19 protein-coding genes and 2 pseudogenes are annotated in these 19,832 nt (G+C 68.6%); 7 read left to right on the top strand and 14 right to left on the bottom strand.

The features are described 5' to 3' along the window. Positions 1 to 136 precede the first annotated feature (136 nt). Both ACFYW9_RS40500 and ACFYW9_RS40495 read right to left on the bottom strand, forming a co-directional pair. On the bottom strand, positions 137 to 1,411 hold the full coding sequence (locus ACFYW9_RS40500; protein ID WP_389160081.1) for a histidine kinase: 1,275 nt from the start codon (positions 1,409 to 1,411) through the stop codon (positions 137 to 139). Between the two features lie 315 nt (positions 1,412 to 1,726). Next, a pseudogene (locus ACFYW9_RS40495) lies at positions 1,727 to 1,861 on the bottom strand (ribonuclease domain-containing protein); the annotation flags it as partial. Between the two features lie 467 nt (positions 1,862 to 2,328). On the opposite strand from ACFYW9_RS40495, the gene ACFYW9_RS40490 reads away from it, so the two are divergent. The 3 genes from ACFYW9_RS40490 to ACFYW9_RS40480 all read left to right on the top strand — a co-directional run bounded on the left by ACFYW9_RS40490 (position 2,329) and on the right by ACFYW9_RS40480 (position 4,192). Beyond that, positions 2,329 to 2,499: a hypothetical protein gene (locus ACFYW9_RS40490; protein ID WP_057605601.1), complete on the top strand. Its 171-nt coding sequence runs from the start codon at positions 2,329 to 2,331 to the stop codon at positions 2,497 to 2,499. 335 nt (positions 2,500 to 2,834) lie between these two features. Then, positions 2,835 to 3,179 (top strand): PRC-barrel domain containing protein, encoded by a 345-nt coding sequence (locus ACFYW9_RS40485; RefSeq protein WP_389160079.1) that lies wholly within the window; start codon positions 2,835 to 2,837, stop codon positions 3,177 to 3,179. Positions 3,180 to 3,352: 173 nt separating this feature from the next. Further along, positions 3,353 to 4,192 carry an RNA polymerase sigma factor SigF gene (locus ACFYW9_RS40480; protein WP_389160077.1) on the top strand — a complete coding sequence of 280 codons (840 nt, stop codon included), beginning with the start codon at positions 3,353 to 3,355 and terminating at the stop codon, positions 4,190 to 4,192. Between the two features lie 156 nt (positions 4,193 to 4,348). Here ACFYW9_RS40480 and ACFYW9_RS40475 read toward each other — a convergent pair whose 3' ends face one another. From ACFYW9_RS40475 to ACFYW9_RS40460, 4 genes are read right to left on the bottom strand one after another with little or no spacing between them, the layout of a single operon-like run. Then, positions 4,349 to 4,873, bottom strand: a complete 525-nt coding sequence (locus tag ACFYW9_RS40475; protein ID WP_389160075.1) for a MarR family winged helix-turn-helix transcriptional regulator — start codon at positions 4,871 to 4,873, stop codon at positions 4,349 to 4,351. A gap of 60 nt (positions 4,874 to 4,933) precedes the next feature. Further along, positions 4,934 to 5,407 carry an STAS domain-containing protein gene (locus tag ACFYW9_RS40470; protein ID WP_389160073.1) on the bottom strand — a complete coding sequence of 158 codons (474 nt, stop codon included), beginning with the start codon at positions 5,405 to 5,407 and terminating at the stop codon, positions 4,934 to 4,936. After that, positions 5,404 to 6,489 (bottom strand): B12-binding domain-containing protein, encoded by a 1,086-nt coding sequence (locus tag ACFYW9_RS40465; protein ID WP_389160070.1) that lies wholly within the window; start codon positions 6,487 to 6,489, stop codon positions 5,404 to 5,406. The genes ACFYW9_RS40470 and ACFYW9_RS40465 overlap by 4 nt, the downstream gene beginning before the upstream one ends. Then, entirely contained in the window at positions 6,486 to 8,084 is a 1,599-nt protein-coding gene (locus ACFYW9_RS40460; RefSeq protein WP_389160082.1) for a PP2C family protein-serine/threonine phosphatase, read from the bottom strand. Before ACFYW9_RS40460 ends, ACFYW9_RS40465 begins: the two co-directional genes overlap by 4 nt. A gap of 539 nt (positions 8,085 to 8,623) precedes the next feature. Here ACFYW9_RS40460 and ACFYW9_RS40455 point away from each other — a divergent pair. Then, positions 8,624 to 9,079, top strand: a complete 456-nt coding sequence (locus tag ACFYW9_RS40455) for an ATP-binding protein (RefSeq protein WP_389160068.1) — start codon at positions 8,624 to 8,626, stop codon at positions 9,077 to 9,079. A 193-nt stretch (positions 9,080 to 9,272) separates the two neighbouring features. On the opposite strand, the gene ACFYW9_RS40450 is transcribed toward ACFYW9_RS40455, so the two are convergent. The 6 genes from ACFYW9_RS40450 to ACFYW9_RS40425 all read right to left on the bottom strand — a co-directional run bounded on the left by ACFYW9_RS40450 (position 9,273) and on the right by ACFYW9_RS40425 (position 14,541). After that, complete coding sequence (locus ACFYW9_RS40450; protein ID WP_389160067.1) at positions 9,273 to 9,626, bottom strand: STAS domain-containing protein; 354 nt, start codon at positions 9,624 to 9,626, stop codon at positions 9,273 to 9,275. After that, positions 9,623 to 10,903, bottom strand: coding sequence for a SpoIIE family protein phosphatase (locus tag ACFYW9_RS40445; protein WP_389160065.1), 1,281 nt, complete (start codon positions 10,901 to 10,903; stop codon positions 9,623 to 9,625). Before ACFYW9_RS40445 ends, ACFYW9_RS40450 begins: the two co-directional genes overlap by 4 nt. After that, the gene (locus tag ACFYW9_RS40440; protein WP_389160063.1) at positions 10,900 to 11,703 is read right to left on the bottom strand and encodes an alpha/beta fold hydrolase; all 804 of its coding nucleotides are present in this window, start codon (positions 11,701 to 11,703) and stop codon (positions 10,900 to 10,902) included. The genes ACFYW9_RS40445 and ACFYW9_RS40440 overlap by 4 nt, the downstream gene beginning before the upstream one ends. 437 nt (positions 11,704 to 12,140) lie before the next feature. Further along, positions 12,141 to 12,344, bottom strand: a complete 204-nt coding sequence (locus ACFYW9_RS40435) for a cold-shock protein (protein WP_326784459.1) — start codon at positions 12,342 to 12,344, stop codon at positions 12,141 to 12,143. A 573-nt stretch (positions 12,345 to 12,917) separates the two neighbouring features. After that, positions 12,918 to 13,574: a transposase gene (locus ACFYW9_RS40430; protein WP_389160060.1), complete on the bottom strand. Its 657-nt coding sequence runs from the start codon at positions 13,572 to 13,574 to the stop codon at positions 12,918 to 12,920. A 631-nt stretch (positions 13,575 to 14,205) separates the two neighbouring features. Continuing rightward, the gene (locus tag ACFYW9_RS40425; protein WP_266764008.1) at positions 14,206 to 14,541 is read right to left on the bottom strand and encodes a MerR family transcriptional regulator; all 336 of its coding nucleotides are present in this window, start codon (positions 14,539 to 14,541) and stop codon (positions 14,206 to 14,208) included. A gap of 1,210 nt (positions 14,542 to 15,751) precedes the next feature. On the opposite strand from ACFYW9_RS40425, the gene ACFYW9_RS40420 reads away from it, so the two are divergent. After that, positions 15,752 to 16,990 (top strand): PP2C family protein-serine/threonine phosphatase, encoded by a 1,239-nt coding sequence (locus ACFYW9_RS40420; protein ID WP_389160057.1) that lies wholly within the window; start codon positions 15,752 to 15,754, stop codon positions 16,988 to 16,990. 97 nt (positions 16,991 to 17,087) lie between these two features. Here ACFYW9_RS40420 and ACFYW9_RS40415 read toward each other — a convergent pair whose 3' ends face one another. Then, positions 17,088 to 17,909 (bottom strand): hemolysin III family protein, encoded by an 822-nt coding sequence (locus ACFYW9_RS40415; protein ID WP_389160055.1) that lies wholly within the window; start codon positions 17,907 to 17,909, stop codon positions 17,088 to 17,090. A 218-nt stretch (positions 17,910 to 18,127) separates the two neighbouring features. Between ACFYW9_RS40415 and ACFYW9_RS40410 the strand changes: the two genes are divergently transcribed. After that, positions 18,128 to 18,688, top strand: coding sequence for a hypothetical protein (locus ACFYW9_RS40410; RefSeq protein ID WP_389160051.1), 561 nt, complete (start codon positions 18,128 to 18,130; stop codon positions 18,686 to 18,688). Positions 18,689 to 19,047: 359 nt separating this feature from the next. On the opposite strand, the pseudogene ACFYW9_RS40405 reads toward ACFYW9_RS40410, so the two are convergent. Continuing rightward, positions 19,048 to 19,236 (bottom strand): annotated as a pseudogene (locus ACFYW9_RS40405) (IS5/IS1182 family transposase); the annotation flags it as partial. Between the two features lie 54 nt (positions 19,237 to 19,290). Between ACFYW9_RS40405 and ACFYW9_RS40400 the strand changes: the two are divergent. Beyond that, the gene (locus tag ACFYW9_RS40400) at positions 19,291 to 19,647 is read left to right on the top strand and encodes a hypothetical protein (RefSeq protein WP_389160049.1); all 357 of its coding nucleotides are present in this window, start codon (positions 19,291 to 19,293) and stop codon (positions 19,645 to 19,647) included. The last annotated feature ends 185 nt before the right edge of the window (positions 19,648 to 19,832 follow it).

The raw sequence follows: 19,832 nt of genomic DNA, 5'->3' as shown, positions 1-19,832 counted from the left end.
CGTGCCGGTACATCGATGCCCGTCGCCACCGACGCCCACCCCTCACCCGACGGCGACGGGCTGATGCACCGGCACGGCCCCGACCCACCCACCGACCGGAACCCGGACCCGCACCGATACCGCCGGCCCAAGCCACCTACGCCCCCCACGGCAACCACGCCCGAACCCGGAACCCCCCACCCCCCGGCACCCCGTGCTCAAGCCGCCCTCCCGCCAGCGTCGCCCGCTCCGTCAGCCCGATCAGCCCCTGCCCGGACCCCGGGACCTTCGGTACCGGACCCGGCGGCGCGGGGTTGGCGACGGTCACGGTCAGCCCGGCGCCGGCGGACCCCCGTACCGTCACCGTGACCTCCGCACCCGGCGCGTGCTTGCGCGCGTTCGTCAGTCCTTCCTGGGCGATGCGGTACGCGGTGCGGCCCACGGACGCGGGCACGGCGGCGGGGTCGACGACCCGGTTGTCGAGGACGATCTTCGCGCCGGCGGAGCGCGACTCGGCGACCAGCGCGTCGAGCGCCGCCAGCGTCGGCTGCGGCCGCCCCGCCTCGTCGGAGTCCCCGGCCCGCAGCACCCCGATGATCTCGCGCAGATCCTGAAGGGCCTCGTGCGCGCTCTCCCGGATCACCCCCGCGGCCCGGGCGACCTCCTCCCGCGGCGCGTCGGGCCGGAATTCCAGTGCTCCCGCGTGCACGCTCAGCAGCGTGAGCCGGTGCGCGAGCACGTCGTGCATCTCGCGCGCGATCGCCTCGCGCGCGAGCTGCTGCGCCTGCTCGGCCCGCAGCGCCGCCTCGGTCTCGGCCCGCCGCGCGCGGTCCCGCAGACTCAGCATGAGCTGACGCTTGGACCGTACGACCATGCCCCAGCCGACCACCGCGGAGGTGAGCAGCGCGGTGACGGCGAGGGCGGCGAGGTACGGCAGCTCGGGGTCGGGCCGCAGCCAGAAGAACGCCGGGAGCAGCACGAGCTGGACGCCCGCGACCCAGGCCACGTACCGGAAGGGCCGGTGCACGGCGAGGGTGAAGAGGGCCACGAGTCCCGCGCCGCCCGCCGTGTTCGAGACCAGGCCGACGGGGATCATGGCGACGGCCAGGCCCAGCGGCCAGCGCCGGCGCAGCCAGACCGCCGCACAGGCGAGCGCGCCGATGAGCTGGTCGGCGACGGCGAGCGCGTGCGGGACGTTCGGGTCGTCGGTGAGGGTGTTCGCGGCCGCGAGGCCGATGGTGACGGCCAGCAGGAAGCAGCCGAAGTCGACGACCCAGTCGCGCACGGTGCGCCGGGGCCGTCCGGAGGGTCCGGCGTGCCGGGCGTCGGGGTCGAGGTCCGCGGCCACGGCCGACGGCAGCAGCCAGCGGCGGGCGGCCAGGACCGGCGCTGGAACGTCACGCGGCTCGGGTGTCGGATTGTCACCACTCACGGTCGACAAATCTACGCAGCCGAACCCGTGGCCACCTCTCCGCGAGCCTCTCCGGCGACCGGAATCGGCACGCTTCAGACCTTCGTCCGACGGGGGAACGGCGCCCTGCGGCTTCGGCCGGACATGCCTCGCCCCGCGGCCGATGCGCATGGGGGGTCCGCGGGGCGAGGGTCGTCCCATGAAACAGGTGCCGGAGATGCGGCCTCGTCGCCCTCGTTCAGGGCGTCCTCGGTCCGGTCCAGGAGGTCACCGGCCGACCGCACGGGTCGGGACCCGAGCCCGGGTGAACAGCGATCAGGCGTCGGGCAGCCTGGATCAGCAACCGAAGTTGATCAGCTTGAACGTGACGCAGTGGTCCGCGGTGCAGTAGTCCTCCAGGGTCTTCTTGCCGGTCACGATGCGACGGGCGCCCCGCGTCGAGGAGCCGGGCGTCTTGACCGTGTACTCGTGGCAAATCTGCCGCACCCCTCTGACCTGGACTTACGGAGGCCGAAACGGCTGCGACCTGCCAGGACGGTCACAGAGGCGATCGGAGGCAGTCGGAGGAAAACGCTCTGATTCGACCCCGGTTCGACCCGGGTCACTCAGAGGCAGTCAGAGGCGATCCCTCTGCAACTCGCCTCCGGGTGGCCCGAGTTGACGGAGATCGATCAGGAGCGGCGACCTCGACGGCTCTCTGCTCCTGCCTTGGTCGGGTTGCGATGGGGACGCCTGACTCCACAGTGGGGCCAGGCGTACGAATGCCTCAAGGACGGCACATCCTGAAGGCTTCACTGGCACCGATCGGAGGTCGGTCCCAGATGCCACCCGTGGTTTTAGACCGTGTCCTACGTGGTGAGGCGGTCTAAAAGCTAAATAAAATCCGTAGGAGTGGAGATCGATCCGCAGGGCACACGAGGGCTCGGAGGTTGATAACCATGGTTCCTATTCTTCTCGTTCTCCTGCTCGCCCTGATCCTCTTCGGTGCCGGTTTCGCACTGAAGGCCCTGTGGTGGATCGCCGTCATCGTGCTGATCGTATGGGTCCTCGGCTTCGTGATCCGGCCCGCGGCAAGCGGCGGCAAGCGCGGCCGCTGGTACCGCTGGTAAGCAGGCCTGAACAGCGCACCAACACGGGTGGGGCCCGACGCCGTGGCGTCGGGCCCCACCCGTTTCCTGTCTTCCTGTTACCGCAGGGATGAAAGTGGTGATTCCGCCGATTAGGGGTACCTGGAGGCCGTGGCCGGAGGTGGCCGCGACGCCAGGAACCATGGCCTCCAGCACGGCGCCTCCGGCCATCCGCTCTCGTAAGCACGCATGCGTGAGTTCAAGGAGTCCAGGAATACGGCTTTCTGAGGATGCGTCACCGAATTTGATGCCACTTGCACGACTCCGCGCTTCGGCTGCGGGAGTGACAATGGATCTCGGTGAGGAAGCTGTTCTTTATGAGTGACAACATCTGGGGCTACCAGCCGACCACCGGCCACACCGCGGGCACCGACTTGACCGGACGGACCGTCGAGGCCACCGACGGTGGCATCGGGAAGGTCGACAAGCACTCGGACGACGTCAACTCCGCCTACCTCATCGTCGACACCGACGTGTGGATCTTCGGCGAGCACGTCCTGCTGTCGGCCGGAACCGTGAAGACGGTCGACCAGGCCGAGCGCAAGATCCACGTCGGCCTCACCAAGAAGCAGATCAAGGACTCCCCCGAGTTCGACAAGGACAAGCACGTCGGCGACGCCGGCCACCACGAGCAGGTCGGCGGCTACTACCAGACCCACTGAGGTTTCTGACCGCAGCGCGGTCCCAGAAGTGCGGCCCACCGGGCGAAGGTTCGGATGCGCTGGGTCCGCTCCAAAATCGCCTGGCATGCATTTTTCGAACCTGGGTACGCCGTCTGTTGCCAGCGTGCAAGGGGCCGGTGGCTGAAGGCTGGATCACGCAGGAGGGGCCGGCCATGACAGTGACGAAAACGGCAGAGGCGCGGACCGTGGCGCTGCCGGAGATCGCGGACCCGTCGCAGGTCGCCCCCAAGGACGCCCGGCAGTTGTCCAGGCTGTTCTTCGACCAGCTCACCGTTCTGGAAGAGGGCACGCCCGAGTACCAGTACGCGCGCAACACCCTCATCGAAATGAACATCACCCTCGTCCGCTTCGCTGCCGCGCGTTTCCGCAGCCGCAGCCAGGACGAGATGGAGGACATCGTCCAGGTCGGCACCATCGGCCTCATCAAGGCCATCGACCGCTTCGAGCTCACCCGCGAAGTCGAGTTCACCTCCTTCGCCGTCCCTTACATCGTCGGTGAGATCAAGCGCTTCTTCCGCGACACGAGCTGGGCCGTCCACGTCCCCCGGCGCCTGCAGGAAGCCCGCGTTCAGCTGGCGAAGGCCACCGAGGAGCTCCGCAGCCGGCTCGGGCGCACGCCCACGGTCAAGGAGCTCTCCGCGCTGATGTGCCTCAGCGAGGAGGAGGTCAACGAAGCGCGTCTGGCTTCCAACGGCTACAACTCGTCCTCTCTGGACGCCGCCATCAGCTCCAGCGACGACGGCGAGGCCGCGCTGGCCGACTTCATCGGCGCCGACGACAACGCCCTCGAACTCGTCGAGGACTTCAACGCTCTGGCCCCCATGATCGCCGGACTCGACGACCGTGAACGGCGCATCATCCACATGCGGTTCGTCGAGGAACTCACCCAGGCCCAGATCGGCGAGCACCTCGGCGTCTCCCAGATGCACGTCTCCCGTCTGCTCAACCGCACCTTGGCCAAGCTGCGCGAAGGCATGCTCGCCACCAACTGACCTCGCTCGTTCGCAACTTGCCGACGACGCTGCCCGCTTTGCGGGGTGGGCGGCGCCGCTGGTCATTCATCAGCGGGTGTCGGTGCGTGGGCGTGCTTCGACCGCTGGTGGGGGCCTTTGGCCACAACTGGTCCGCTGTGATGGCGTGTACGAATGTCAGGCGGATCGGGCTGCGTTTCGCGGTAGGGAGACGGGTGGGACGTCCTCTGGAGCAAGGCGGAGCATGGGCTGGTCGACCAGGGCCTGCTGCAATCCGGCGAGGGCTTCGGTCAGTGCGGTGCGCTGCCGGCTCGGCATGCTGTCGAGAGCCTGGACGAGGAGTTGGTCGCGCCGTTCACGGATTCGGGCCAGGTGCTTGCGGCCTACCCCGGTCAGGGAGAGCGTGACTTCGCGGCGGCTGCCCGGGCAGGGCCGGCGTTCGACGAAGCCGAGGGCCTGGAGGCGGTCGACCAGGCGGCAGACCGAGGACGGCGCAGCGCCCAAGAGCCGGTTGAGGGCTCGCATGCGTATCCCGTTCTCGCGGTCGACGATGTACATCACGCGGAGCTGGGAGACGGGGATGTAGGGGGGTGGGGCGCCGCGGTCCTGTTCCCACATGACGTCGAGGAGTTCGGCGATGCTGCCGGCCTGGCGGGCCGCGGCGCGAATGGGATCGAGGGTGGGGCGGGTGCGCTCGGTCATGCGGGTTCCCATCCGAGGGGCCTGGTCCCTGATGCCGGTGACACACGCAGGGTTGGGACGTCAGCCGCTGGAGTCCGATCCGGAGGGCCGGTGCCCCTGGCCGGCGCGGTCGAGGGGTATGCCGTCCTCTGACGTATGACGATATGCCATACGGTGGGGCTCGGCGTGACCGCTCGTCGTGGCAACGTGGTGGGGGACGAGGTGGTCCAGGGTGCCGGTGATGTCCAGCATCCGGTCGAGAGCCGGGGGCCGGGCGTCCAGGTAGAGGGTGACGTGCGCGGCGGCGGTGCGGCGGTGGAGCATCAGCAGCATGGCCAGGCCCATGGAGTCGAGGCCGTCCAGGTCGCTGCAGTCCAGGTGCAGGGCGCGCAGGCCGGGCGCGCCTTCGAGGTGCTCGGTTGCGGCAGCCAGGAAGCCCTCGTCGCAGCCGTAGTCGAGGAACCCGTGCACCTCCAGGATCAGGACGCCCTCGTCCGGGCTGGGTGCGGTGGTCAGGCGGAAATGGGTGGGTTCGAATCCAAAGGGAGGCGTCATGCGGTGTTCCTGGAGTCGGAGGCGATCACGGACCTTGTCCCGGTGAGGCAGTCGGTGGCCTGGTTGAGCATGAGAGTGGCCCGGGGGAAGTCCTTGAGCTGCTCGCTCAGGATGTCCAGGGCCGGAGTGAGGGAACGGGCGGGGACGCTGCGGGCGTTGAGGATTCCGGCTGTCCAGGTGAGGAAGTCGGTGAAGAGTTCCGGGTCGCCGGTGTAGAGCGCGGCGGCCAGGAAGTCCACGATGTGCGCGATGTCCTCGGCCGTGTGCTGGCGTTGTCGGGCGGTGTAGTCGCGCATGGCGGGGAAGCGTTCTTCCAGTGCGCCCATGACCGCGCGCACCAGGCGGGTGTGGGTGCGGGCGACCATGGTGTATTCCTGGTCGGCCAGGTGCGGCAGGTCGTCGATGGGCTGGTGCGCCGGTGCGGGGCGGGGCAGCGGTCCCTGGTCGAGCCGGTCCGCAGCGGTCCTCGCGTCCGGGGCCCAGGCGTCGGCGCCGAGCAGGCGGGCGTACTGGCCGCGCGGACCGAAGGCGGCCCCGCCGACCAGGACGGGGGTGCCGGTGGCCTGGACCGCGGTGATCGTGGCGTGTGCGGTCGGCAGGCGGGTGGCGATCGAGCCGGAGAGAGCCACCATTTCGGGACCGGTCTGGTGGATGTGCGTGATCAGGTGGCTGGTGGGGACCTGAGCACCGAGGTAGTCGACCGTCCAGCCGCGCAGTTTGAGGACTTCGGCCAGGAGGCGGGCGGGCAGGCCGTGCCATTCCCCGTCCACACAGGCCACGATCACCCTGCCCCGGCCGACTGCGGGGTGGGCGGCGTAGTGACAGGAGAGTGCGGCGACGGCCCGGTCGTTGATCGCGGTGGCAGCGTGTTCCTGTGCGACGGTGAGGCGGTTGGCGGCCCACTCCTCGCCGACCTTGCGCTGGACGGGCGCGATCACGTCCTGGAGCACGCTTTCCGCCGGCGTGCCGTCCTCCAGCGCGCCGAAGACCGTACGGGTGGCGGCCTGCTCGTCGCCGAGGGAGACCGCCTCCCACAGCTGGTCGATCCGGTGCTCCAGGGAGACGGTGGTGGTAGGGCTCATGCAGTGAACCTGCCCCGAGTACGGCCGTCCACCGCGCTGAGGTGGCGGGAACGGGGAGCGGCGATGACCATGACGGCCATGTCATCGTGCGTCGCGGATCCCACCCACTGGGAGGCGAGCATCTGCACGTGTTCCACGATCGCCTCCGCCGGCATCCCCGCGCACTGGGCCAGCGCGTCCTTCAGCCGGTCCTCGCCGAACATCTCGTCGCCGAGCGGACCGCCCTTGGCTTCGGTGATGCCGTCGGTGAACAGCACACAGAACTCACCAGGAGCCAGCGTCTCCTGAGCGGTCGTCGCGCGGGCCGTGGGGAAGACCCCGACGAGGGTGCCGCGGGAGCTGCCTTCCTCCACGGTGCCGTCACTTCGCACGATCAGGGCCGGCGGATGTCCGGCGCTGGTCACCTGAAGGCGCACGGAACCGGCCTTGCGCACAGCGGAGGCCATGACGAGGGTGGCGAATCGGGTGTGGTGGGAGTTGATGAGCGCGCCGTTGAGCAGGTCGATCACGCGCTGGTGGTCATCGGCCATGGGCAGCAGAGCCTGAAGCGTGTTGCGGATCTTTCCGGTCAGGACGGCGGCTTCGAGGCCTTTGCCGCAGACATCGCCCAGGACCGCGAAGGACGCCTCGCCGTGGGTGGCGGCGGGGTGGACGTCGTAGAAGTCGCCACCGATGCGCTCGTGGTCCTTCGACGGCCGGTAGCCGCCCGCGAAGTCCACTCCCGAGATCTGGCTCAGGACCGGCGGGAGCAGGTCCTGCATCAGGGTCCGGGAGAGAGAGGATTGCTCGGCGTAGAGGCGTGCCGCGGACATCGCGGCGCCGGCGCGGGCGGCGAACAGACGGGCGAAGACCTCCTCCGCCTCACTGAACGCGGTCTCCCCGCTGCGTCGCAGCAGGATCAGGGCTCCGGCGGGCACGCCGTGCCCTGGCAGCGGCGTGACGACTATCGAACCGACTGTGCCGAATCCGTCGGGGACGAGCCAGGCCGGGGCCGAGGCCGGGTCGATCCATCGCGACGGCACCGGTGGGAAGCCCTGGAGAGCCTCCCCCAGACCAGGGACTTCCTCGGGGTCGACGTCCCACTGGAAGCGCTGCGGCGCGCCGCCGCGCAGGCAGACCACGACCGGCAGCCGGTGGGCGCTGCGGGGCGCGATGACCAGCGCGGCGTCCGCGAGATGCTCGGCGGCCAGTTGGGCGGTCACGTCCATGCACCGCTCCAGATTCAGTGACGAGAGCAAGGTGTTGGAGGCTTCGGCGAGGAAAGCGGTCCGCTCGCGCTCCATCCGCAGCGCTTCACGGGCCAGCCGGTGATCGGTGTCGTCCACGAACCACCACATGACGTCCCCGTCGTCCTGCACGGTGGGATGAGCCTCAAAGGTCCTCTCCCCTACCGGACCCGACACCAGAACGTTGCCGCTCGGGCCGTCTGCCACCTGGCGTGCGTGTGCGTCCGCGAGCCAGGTCGGCACGCTCCCGGCCAGGGCGGCACCGGAGCGGATCCCGGGGAAGAGTCCGCCGGCCTGGGCGTTGACATGGAGTACCGCACCGGCGGGATCCGCGATAAGGACTGGGTAGGGCACGGACGTCCATGGCACATAAGCCGGAGCATCGGTGCTCACGGCTTGTTCCTGCTGGGTGGAAGTCACAAATACGAAGGCCCGCTACGCGAACCCCTCACCTCATCCGGTCGAAGAAAGTTGCCCTACGGCAACCATCCTCCACCAGGACCGTCACTGGCAACCCACCCTCGTTTCGAACCGCCTCCGAACAGGCACTCCACTCGCCTGCAGCTCCGGCGCCTGCGGCGGTGACGTTCTCACCCCCGGCAGAGACAACCGCCTCACCTGACAAAAGACGCAGGTCAGAGCCCCGCGAGGCTTCCGATGCGCCAGAGCGGCGCGTCCCCGCCCGGGGCCCTGACAGGGCGGGTGAAGACTCTGAGGAGAGGATGAAAAGGTTCACGAAGACGGGCGGTCGGTCAGTTCTCCTCCACTCCCCGGCCCTCGGCGTGCGAGTCCCGAGCCGGGCTCACCAGGAAGGCGAAGCGGGCTCGCATGTCTCGAAGAGGTCAGCTCCACCGCGGGTGTGCGGGGTACGCGGAGGGGTACCAGGCCGAAAGACGGAAGGGGTGGAAATGGGCAAAACATCAGAAATTCACGGAGGTGGAGAGCCCGACGCGGCCTCGCCGTTCGAGACCTCGCTCGCACTGGACGGCGACGGCTCCCGCATCGCCCAGGCCCGCCATCTCGCGACGGCCTTTCTGACAAAGCTGAGAGACGGCTACGGCGTCCCCATCGTGGCTGCCACGGTGGAGATCGTCCAGCTGATCGTCAGCGAACTGGTCACCAACGCTCGCACGTACGCCCCCGGACAGGCCCTTCTGCACCTGCGGATCACCGGCCCCGTCCTGCGGGTCGAACTCTGGGACAGCAACCCTGCCCTGCCGACCGCCAAGGATCCGGATCCGGAACGCATCGGCCAGCACGGCCTGGAGATCGTCACAGCCCTCGCCCAGACCATCACCGTTGAAAAGACAGCCGTCGGTAAACGCATCACCGCCGGCATCGCCCTCAGCCCGGCCACGACCTAGCCGGACCGGGTTCTCGAACCTCGGCGTTCAGGAGGCGGGCACACCGCAGCCTCCGGCTCAGCCCCACTCGTCCCGCACGATACGGCCCAAGCCCGTCGGTATCCGGCGGGCCAGAAGACCCGCTCACCATCGAGGGAACCGGCCTTCGTGAATGCCTCTGCATCCGGCCCATACGCAGGGCCCCGGGGCCGGATCAGCCTCCCGCAGAGCGGGGGATGGTGGCCGTTGAGACGTCTGGGTGGATGGTGAAGACCCGGTCCAGACCGATGATGGACAGGATGCGGGCGGTGTTGGCGGGGACCGCGGCCAGGGCCACGCCGCCGCCTAGTTCGGTGGCCAGGTTACGGGCGGCCAGCAGAGCGGTGATTCCGCTGGAGTCACAGAATTGCAGGCCGGTCAGATCCAGGACCAGCAGTTGCCCGCCGGTCAGGGTGAGACTGTCGAGGGACTTACGGAGATCTGGGGCGCTCTCGTAGTCGAGGTCACCGGTGATCTCCAGTACAGGACCGGTGGCGGCGTCTCGGGCGGTGATCGTCAGCGGGCTCATCTCAGGTCTTCACTCGCGGGGATGGGCAGCGGGGCGGGCACGCCGAGGGCAAGCAGCGCCGTATCGTCGTCGAGGCCGTCACCGAACCCGGTGAGGAGCCCCGTCAGGGCGGTGATCAGGACCTGCGGTCCCGCGGCGGGCTGGGCGGCGGTGAAGGCGCGCAGGGCGTCCTCGCCGTACAGCTCGCGATCGGGCCCGGTGCGGGCCTCGGTCAGGCCGTCGGTGTAGAGCAGCAGGGTGTCGCCGGGAAAGAGCTGGGTGCGCGCGGTTTCGAACTGTGCGCCGGGCAGGACGCCGACGAGCATGCCGCCGGGGGTTGGCAGATAGTCCGCGGTGCCCTCCGCGTGCTGGATCAGTGCGGAGGGGTGGCCGCCGGAGGCCAAGTGCACGCTGACGTGGTCGTCGGCGGGGTTGAGGACGCCGAATATGGCGGTGCAGTAGCGGGTGTCGCCGCTGGTGTACCGCTCGTGCAGCACGGTATTCAGGGTGCTCAGCACGGTGACGGGGTCAGGGTCGTGCAGGGCGGCGGCCCGCAGCGTGTAGCGGGTCAGTGAGGTGACCGCGGCGGCCTGGGGGCCTTTGCCGCAGACGTCGCCAAGGAAGAATGCCCATCGGTCTGCGTCGAGGGGGAACAGGTCGTAGAAGTCTCCGCCGAGCAGGTCCGGGGAGGCGGTGTGGTAGTAGGAGGCGGCTTCCAGGCCCGGGACCTTGGGCAGCTCGGCGGGCAGCAGGTTCTGCTGGAGGACGGCGAGGGCTTCCTGGAGCCGTTCGCGGTCGGCCTCCGCCTGCCGACGTGCTTCCTCCGCCGCCTGGCGGCCGCGCAGCAGCTCGGTCTCGTAGGCGCGGCGGTCGCGGGCGTCGAAGACGGTAGTGCGGATCAGCAGCGGCTCGCCGTCGTCGCTGGTCTTCACCTTCGATGTGACCAGCACCGGCATCCGCTGTTTTCCGGCGGCTTTGATGTCCAGGGCGATGCCGCTGACCTCGCCCTTCATCTGCAACAACGGGGCGAAGTGCGTCTCGTGGTAGAGCTTCCCGCCCACCGTGAGCAGATCGGCGAACCTCATCCGGCCCACCACCTGAGCCCGGGACAGGCCAAGCCAGTCCAGCAACGTGGTGTTGATCTTCGCGATGGTGCCGTCCATCAGTGTCGACAGGTAGCCGCACGGTGCCTGCTCGTACAGCTCCTCGGCACTGTCCTCCAGCAGCGAGATGAACACCGCGTCCGTGGCACCCACGTCCGGCTCCTCGCCCGGGTCATGGCCGGTGCGGCACATCATCCGGCAGCACCGATGAAGTCGGTGATCGCTTGAGCGGTGGCCTGCGGTGCGCTCAGCTGCGGGCAGTGCCCCGTCGCCTCCAGCGTGACCAGACGGCTGCCCGGGATCGCGTCGTTGACGAAGGCACCGACCTCGCGGGGGGCGATCACGTCCTGCCTGCACTCCAGCACCAGCGTCGGCACCGCGACCGTCTTGAGATCGGCGCGACTGTCGGACAGGAACGTCGTTCGGGCGAAGACCCGGGCCATGTCCGGGTCGGTCGCGCAGAACGACGTGGTCAGCTCCTGGCCGAGCTCCGGCCGGTCCGCGTTACCCATGATCACCGGGGCCATCGCGGCGGACCAGCCCAGATAGTTCGACTCCAGCGAATCCAGCAGCTCGTCGATGTCGTCCGCGCTGAAACCGCCCCGATACCCGTCGTCGTCGATGTAGCGGGGCGAGGGAGCCACCATCACCAGATGGGAGAACCTCTGGGGCGCCTTCGCCGCCGCGAGCACCCCGACCATGGCACTGACCGAATGCCCCACGAAGATCACATCCCGCAGGTCCAGCTCCTCGCAGACCTCCAGCACATCAAGGGCATAGCCCTCCAGCGAGCTGTAGTGCTGCTCGCTCCAGGCCGAAGGGTCCGAGCGGCCGGAGCCCACGTAGTCGAACAGCACCACCCGAAAGTCCACGGCCAGCATGGGGACCACCAGGCGCCACATGTTCTGGTCACAGCCGAACCCGTGCGCCAGCAGGAGCACCGGCCCGTCCGCACGGCCGGTGACGGTGACGTTGTTCCTGAGACGAATATCCATGCCCACCGGTTTCCCATTACTCGGGGCGAGCGAGCCGAAGCGACTGCCTCGGCCCGAACCGGCGCCGAAGCCAAAAGCGGGGGCGCCGGTCCGGCTGCGGGAGGAGTGGTCGTCCGTAGGTGCAGGGTTCATTCCGAACCTTCCTTGATAGACACGTATCAAGGAATTCCCGCCGCGCAAGAGCAGTGCGGGAAACACAAGAACGAGCCGAATGGAATGCAAAAGAAAATCTGGCCTGCAGTGAATCTGGTACGTATGCAGGCGATGAAAAAAGTGGCGTCATGCGGACGTGAAATCCAGGGCTTCAGATGGGTGCAGCTTCGGAGACCCATCGCCCGCAGGCATTATCCAAGGACGCGGGCACTGCGGTAAATGCCCGCAGCGGGGTGCGCGCACCCCGAGAGGTGCGTGCCCCCGCTGCAGAGTGCGCGTCGGCGTCAGACGGGAACGATGTTCTCCGCCGTCGGGCCCTTCTGGCTCGGCACGATGTCGAAGGTAACCTTCTGGCCTTCGAGCAATTCACGGAAGCCCTGAGAGGCGATGTTCGAGAAGTGGGCGAACACGTCGGCACCTCCGCCGTCCTGCTCGATGAATCCGAAACCCTTCGCCGCGTTGAACCACTTCACGGTGCCAGATGCCATGCCATATCTCCTTTGGGGCAGTACACCGGGACCCGCAATGCGCGGATACCGGGTCGCCGCGATGACACCCTCCCGGAATGACCGGAAATATAAAAACGCTTCCACCGGCTGAAAGTACCGTTGGAGGCGCTTGAAGTTTGGGAACCAAGACTGCAACTGAGATCGACAGTAGCATGCCATATCGGCCGGCGTGCGTGACAAAATTCCATTCTGCTCGCTGCGGTAAAAACACTCTCGGCACGGGGCGTTAAACCCTCACCTCGCGGTCGTAGCTATTAATCCACAGCTGACCTCGATTCTTCCCGAGTGGCGTGAACTCGGCCCGATCGACGGTGCGCCCGTAATGATCTCTGTCCTTCGAGGGCGGTCCTTCGTGTGACGCTGCGGGTGCGCCGGGTTCCACGGGCGCGGGGCGCTGCTGGTCGTCCTCCTTCCTGGTCTTCGTCGGGGCGGTATTTTGGCGCCGCCAGGTGGCAGCCGGGAGATCGGAGAGGCGGGTCCAGGCGGTGGTGAACGCGGCGGCCCAGGGCCAGGTGGACTCGATCCGCAGCCATCGGCCGCAGGCGTGTTTCGTCAGGCGGGCGGGCAGGTGGTAAAGCCGGAAGCGCATGGTGTCCGGCTCGGCGGCGGCGAGGTGATCGACGTCGTGGAGGGCGAGGAGGCGGTCAGCTTCGTGAACTGCCGCCTTGAGGGCTGCACCCGGCGGACGATCAGCCGCATCCCCAGCGGCCATCCCTCGTGGATGTTCAGGCCGGTCAGCTCCGCGACGAAGTAGCCCTCCCGCGTCTCACCGTTCTGCTTCAGCGAGGTCTCCCATGCTCGCTCCGGGAGCCTGGCGATTGCTGCCTCGTCGGCATCGGCCATCTTCCAGCCCACCGTGTAACGCACCTTCCGACGTGCGGTGTTGAGGGCTTCGAGGTGCTTCAGCAGGCCGTGGGTGGCGCCCGCGCCATCAACCCGGACGAGGATTTCGGCGTGGGAGAAGTCAGGTGTCTGTTCCAGCGCGGACGCCAGGACCCGGACGTGATCGGCGACCGTGTTCGCGCCGGCATTGCCCGGCCGCAGCTCCATGGCCAGGGACTCTCCGGTGTTCGCGCACCAGGCCACCAGCGGATGGAACCCGAAGGTCTTCTTGAACGTGCCCGCCGCGAGCTCCTTCTTCGAGGCTGCGGTGATGATCGTGGCGTCGAGGTCGATGACGATCCAGCCCGTCAGACGCCGGCCCGGCAACCGTCAGCCAGGGAAAGTCCCCGGGCCGCAGGTGCAGCCGGGACCACACATGCCGGCGCACCCGACGGCGGGCCTTCGCCACCTGCCCCAGCGTCGTCTCGTCGAGTGCGGCCAGGATCCGACGGGCGGTGGAGTCCGAGGCGGGCGGACCGAACAACGGCCGGTGACGGAGCTGGAGCCACTCGGCCTCCAGCAGGTTCGTCGCCCCGGCGGACACCGCGAGCTGCACCAGCAGCGCGGGCCGGTTCCGCTGGCCAGGCCCGCCCACCGGCAACACCCTCGCCAACGCCTCGGCCGGCCCGACCCGGTCCGCACACCGCCGCAGCGGTGCCTCCCCGGCGTGTCCGACCAGCCCCTTGCCGTCGGCCCGCACGGCCAGCCGCCGGTCCCACCTGTACGCTCGGTCACCAGAAAAATGCCTTGATCTTCTGCCCGATACGTCCTCAACAAACGCATCCTTGCAGGTCAACGGCACCTTTCTACTGTCGGGGCGTCAGCCCGTCAATTCCGGTGAATAGCCAGGGCTGACGCGGACGCCGCCCGTCCGAACGCCCTGCCGCCGGACAGAACGACCCGCGCGTCACACCCCGACATGTGTGTGCGGGATTCGCCGGAACCCGGACGCACCGTCTCAGGACACGGGCGGACCGGACGGTCCGGCCGTCCGGCGGTGTTCGGCGTTGATGCGCTGTGCTTCTTCGAGTTGGTCTTCAAGGATGATGATGCGGCAGGCGGCCTCGATGGGGGTGCCGTTGTCGACGAGTTCGCGGGCCCGGGCGGCGATGCGCAGTTGGTAGCGGGAGTAGCGTCGATGGCCGCCCGCGGAGCGGAGCGGGGTGATGAGGCGGGCTTCGCCGAGGGCGCGGAGGAAGCCCTGGGTGGTGCCGAGCAACGCTGCGGCCCGGCCCATGGTGTAGGCGGGGTAGTCGTCGTCGTCGAGCCGGCCGAACGAGTCGTCTGCTGTCATCGCACCTCTCTCGTGGAACGCGTGGAGGGGCCCTGGCGCCATTGGCGCCAGGGCCCCGAAGGAACTGCTACACCATCTGCCGGCCCTGGTACTGCGCCGGCCTTCTGTTTCCGCGGACCCGACCGAAATGCTGCCGGGGGCGCGAGGATCGCGGTTGCTCGACCGGAGACCACCTCACTATCGATGTCCTGCGGTACCCGGGCTCAGCCATTCCGCCCGGGCGATCCTGATGGCGCTCGGCCCCTCCGTTCTTTCCCTCTGGGATCTACTAACTGCCGGTACTGCTCTACCGCGTACTGCTGGTGATGCGACCTGCTCGGTGACCTGTGACAGCGTCACTCTTCGGCAGCCAGCCCCGTCGCCCGTCCTGCGACTACTGCTCTGGCTCAGAACCCCACTGCCGAACCTCCTGGTGCGCGCGCCCGCAGCCGACGCCTTCACCGAGGAACCACTTACTGACTCCACTGCTGAGTACCGCTAACTGCACCTACAGGTACTGCCACTACATCAACTGCGGTCCTGCTCACGGCGGCCCCTGATCACTGCGGGCCACCCGGTCCGGTCGTCAGCCCCGTCGCCGACCTGCGACAACCCTGGCTTCGGAACTCCACCACCGCACCGTCCTGCCAACTGCAACTACCGGTACTACTGCCTGGCAGTTCGTGTCTGCCGGGCCTTGCTGATCTCGGCTACGAGAGAAACCATAGCCAGACGATCTCCCAATGTCTACTTCAGCCAGCATAGATTTTTGTGCGTTCGGCGGGGAGGTAAGCGACCTCGACGGTGGCGGAGGCTGGCACCCGTCACTGCCAGGGCGAGAAGGCGAAAGGTCCGGGGCATGTGCAGCGGGCAGAAGAGTGTCGTCGCGCGATCCAAAAGCTCTGGGACCCCAACGAAGAACGTCAACGCCACAACCGCCCGCTCACCCGCTGGCCGGCGAGGACCTCGGTATGCGGGCTGGTGTGTCGCACGGACAAGGCGTACGGCCGCCGAGTCCGGGGCCGGACGTTGGCGTCCGTTCAGGGGCTCTGTGGTGCGATGACACTGCCCGGCACCGGGCCCTGACGCCGCCCCCTCGGCCCACTCGGCAGGGGGTACTGCGCTGGCGGGCAGTAAAGAGCGAGGAGTCACCGTGACCGTATGCGGGCCTGGCGAAGAAGGCAGGCCGACCACTCGTCTTCCTGACAGCGGCGGCGGCCGGGGCGGGGCGATGACCTTGGCGGGGACGTTGGAGGCGGCGGAGGCCGCGGCGCCCGTGGAGTCGCTCGACGTGGTCGCGCGCATGCTCAAGGAGCACCTCGGGGCCGCGGCGGTGTCGTTCCTCATCACCGACTTCACCGGCAGCTCCGTCGTACGGCTGGGGGCGGCGGGCAGCGTCGACACCGATGAACCCGCCCGGCGCATCACGCTGCGGGGCACCCTGTACGACGACGTGATCCGCACCCAGCGGCCGAGCGTGGAGGACAGGGGTGAGGGCGCACTGGTGCGGATCGTGGCCCCGGTGACCAACCGCGGGGACGCCATCGGGCTCCTCGAACTGTTCCTGCCCGCGGCGCCGGACGCGGAGGTGATGCGGGAGATCGGCGAGACCGCGCACGCGCTGGCGTACATCGTCATCGCGAACCGGTCCTTCACCGACGTCTACCAGTGGGGCCGCCGCACCACCCCGCTGAGCCTGGCCGCCGAGATCCAGCACCGGCTGCTCCCGGCGTCGCTGGCGTGCGAGGCGGCGCAGTTCGCGGTCGCCGGGGCGCTGGAGCCGGCCGACCACGTCGGGGGCGACACCTTCGACTACGTGATCGACCGGGACACGGTCCAGCTCTCCGTCACCGACGCCATGGGCCACGACGTCGACGCCGCACTCCTGGCCACCCTCGTGGTCGGGGCCCTGCGCCGGGCGCGGCGGGCCGGTGCGAGCCTTGGGGAGCAGGCCCACGAAGCAGACCGCGCCGTGCGGGAACACGGCCGCGAGGGTTATGTCACCGGTCAGCTGCTGCGGATCGGTCTGCTCGACGGCGGTACCGAGTTCGTCAACGCCGGGCACCCCTGGCCGCTGCGGATGCGGGACGGCCAGGTACGGGAGATCGTTCCGAAGGTCGACAGGCCGTTCGGCTTCCACGCCCCGCACGCCTACCGGGTGCAGTCGTTGGACCTGCGGCCGGGCGACCGGCTGGTGATGCTGACCGACGGCATGCTGGAGCGCAACGCCAACAGCCTCGATCTGCCGGACCTGATCGTCCGCACCCGCGCACTGCATCCCCGCGAGGCCGCCCGCACCCTCATCGCCGCGGTCGTCGACGCCAACCACGGTCACCTGCAGGACGACGCGACCGTCATGTGCCTGGACTGGCACGGCATCGGCCACTCCCATCGGGACGCCGACACCGGCGCCGACCTCGCCGACGCCTCCGCCCCGTCACCTCCGGAGCAGACCACCTGCGGACAATGACCCTGAGACCGCTCCACCCCCCGCTTCGGCCGACCCGTCGCGGCCCGGCACGCGGCAACGTGCGTGACCAGCGGCCCTGGCCAAAACGTTGTCGCGGTCAGTAGACGGCCAGGGAAATGGTGATGTAGTGCGCCGTGAAGGCCGCCACGGTCAGGGCGTGGAACACCTCGTGGAAGCCGAACCAGCGCGGTGAGGGATCGGGGCGCTGGAGGGCGTAGACGACCGCGCCCGCGCTGTAGAGGAGACCGCCGGCCACGACCAGGGTGAGTACGGCCGCTCCGCCGGTGTGCAGGAAGTCGGGCAGGTAGCGCACCGGTGCCCACCCCAGCGCCAGGTAGCACGGGGTGTACAGCCAGCGCGGAGCTCCCACCCACAAGACCCGGAAGGCGATGCCGACCAGTGCGCCCGCCCACACGATCCATAGCAGCACGGACCGCTGGCCCGGCGGGAGAAGGACCACCGCAAGGGGCGTGCAGGTGCCGGCGATGATCAGGAAGATGTTGGCGTGGTCGAGACGCCGCAGGACCGCCTCGCCGCGCGGCCCCCAGGTGCCACGGTGGTAGACGGCGCTCGTTGCGAACAGCAGCCAGGCGGTGACCGAGTACACGGCGCAGGCCACGGCTGCCTGCGGGGTGCGGGCCAGACAGATGAGCACGATGCCCGCGATCAGTGCGGCGGGGACCATACCAGCATGCAGCCAGCCCCGCAGCCTCGGCTTGATCGGTTCGGCCAGATCCGCCGCCCGCTCCACCAGAGCGGCAACCGAGTGCCCGCTCTCCCCACCTTGTGATCCGCAGGGCAGCCCGTCTTCATGGTGTTCTCCACGCGCTGCAGCGGCGTACATGTATTCGGCTTCAGCGGCTTCGTGCGACACGGCTCCTCGTCCTCCCTCGGACTCCTGGGCATCACCGGTGATCATGCAGCCATGCTAAAAGACCTCGCCCAGACAGTTTTCTGCAAGGCCGGTCTCGAAACAGCCAGGCCGCGTCGCCGGAAATGGGCCACTTCGCCGCCGTGTGAACTCCGGCCCGTTGCTGCTGCCGCCCATTGGGCTCGAAGCGGAATAGATCAGCTGCTCATGGGAACGATCAGAGCTCCCGAGCGGGTATCTCCGCTCCCTGCGCGCAAGGATCGCCGATGCTTCCTGAGGTCCGCCCCCACCTGTCCGGCCCCCTCGCCGACCAGTTGGAACACCAACTGGGTCTGGCTCCGCAACGGGAAGCCGGCGATCTCGATGTGCAGCGCGTCGCCGGCATCGCCGTCATCGCAGCCGCCCACTCCGATGGGTATGCGGCCACCGGTCACCTCCTGGGGCTGCTGGCCGCGCTGCCTGCCCCCACCAAGGCGGGAGAACGCTTCTGGTCGGAGCTGTGGAGGTCTTCGGGCACCGCGTACCTGCTGCCTGCCAACATCAAGGCTGCGGTGCTGCGTTCCCTGGCGGGAGAAGGAATCGTGCTGGCCCGACAGATCCTGTCGGCTGTCGATGAGATGACCCCGCCCCAGCGCGTCGCAGCCGGGGAGGTGATCGGTCAGGCCCTCGCCGAGTCCGACCATTTTCCCGACCTCAAGACACAGGTCATCGGAGAACTATGGCTCCGTGACCTCGAACTCACCGCTTGGCGCGTCCTGCACGCGGACCGCAGGTCCGACGATCCGACAGGACGCAAAGCATTCCTCGATGCCTGGAGCAGGGTCTGAGCTTCAGCGCTTGCTTGTCGTGATGGGTGAACAGTTCCAGCAGTGCCCGGACGGGCACGTGTGCGTCTGCAGGATGGCGGACGGTGCCGTCCAGGCAGAGGATGTAGCGCGTGCGCCGTCCGGCGCGCTCCCGGCGCAGGTAGCCGGCCTGTTCAAGATCGTGACGATGTTCCGGGCGGTCCGCCCGGTGACGTGGCAAGCCGCGGCGATGCAGCGAAGGCGGGCGGCAGGGGCGCGGGCCATGACGATCAGCACACGGTTGTGGTGGGTGAGGAAGCTCCACTTCCCGGTCTGTTCGTTCACCATCTGCTCCGTTCTTCGATGTTGCCCAGCCGTGAAGACCGCAGGGAATTCGGTTTCATCACCATCAGTGGCAGGCCGTGAGTGTCGACCACTCGACCGCGGTGGCGGCCGTTGATCCCTTTTTGCCAGGGTCGGAGCCGTGAGAGTCTTCCCACGGTCGAAGCCGCTTGGCCTGCCTGCGAGGCGCTGACCGTGGCCACCGCCCTGGCTCCTTTGCCCATCCGGCGGCGGATCCGTCCGGTCAGCACCTCCCGCACACCAGGGGGAACCTCAGGGTGGCCAGTAAATATAATCGGCCCATGTCGAAGCCTGACGAGCTGCTCGTTGACGTCGCCACCCTGGTGGAGTCCGGGCAGAGCAACCAGATGTCCCTGACCGTGGTCACCGGTGGTGCTGTCATCACCGGCCGGCTTGCTCCCGAAGCAGTGTGGCGGCAGAGGGTGTCGGACGTGCTGACGGATTCCGCCCGCCTGGGAGAATTCTCAGCCGTCTTCGACACCCCCGCGAAGAACGGGCCGCCCACGCATCTGCACTTCCATGTCGCCCGGATCCTGCAGGGCACGGTGGGGATCCCGGAGACGGGCGGGATGTACCGCGTGGCGATCGCCGACGTCGGCGCCTGGACCGTGGGCGACTTCAGCTATTCCGACCACTGAGCACCCACTGCGACGGGAACCCGTTGCAAGCAGTGTGGGGGGGGGGGGGGGGGGGGGGGGGGGGGGGGGGCCGCCCGGGGGGGGGGGGGGGGGGGGGGGGGGGGGGGGGGGGGGCCCGGCCCGGGGGGGGGGGGGGGGGTTTTTTTTGGGGGGGGGGACATACTCGTTTTTTTTTTTATAAAAAA

Origin of the sequence: Streptomyces sp. NPDC002698 (genome assembly GCF_042888945.1) — a bacterium.
Classification (GTDB): domain Bacteria; phylum Actinomycetota; class Actinomycetes; order Streptomycetales; family Streptomycetaceae; genus Streptomyces.
This window is presented reverse-complemented; position numbering and strand designations above follow the sequence as displayed.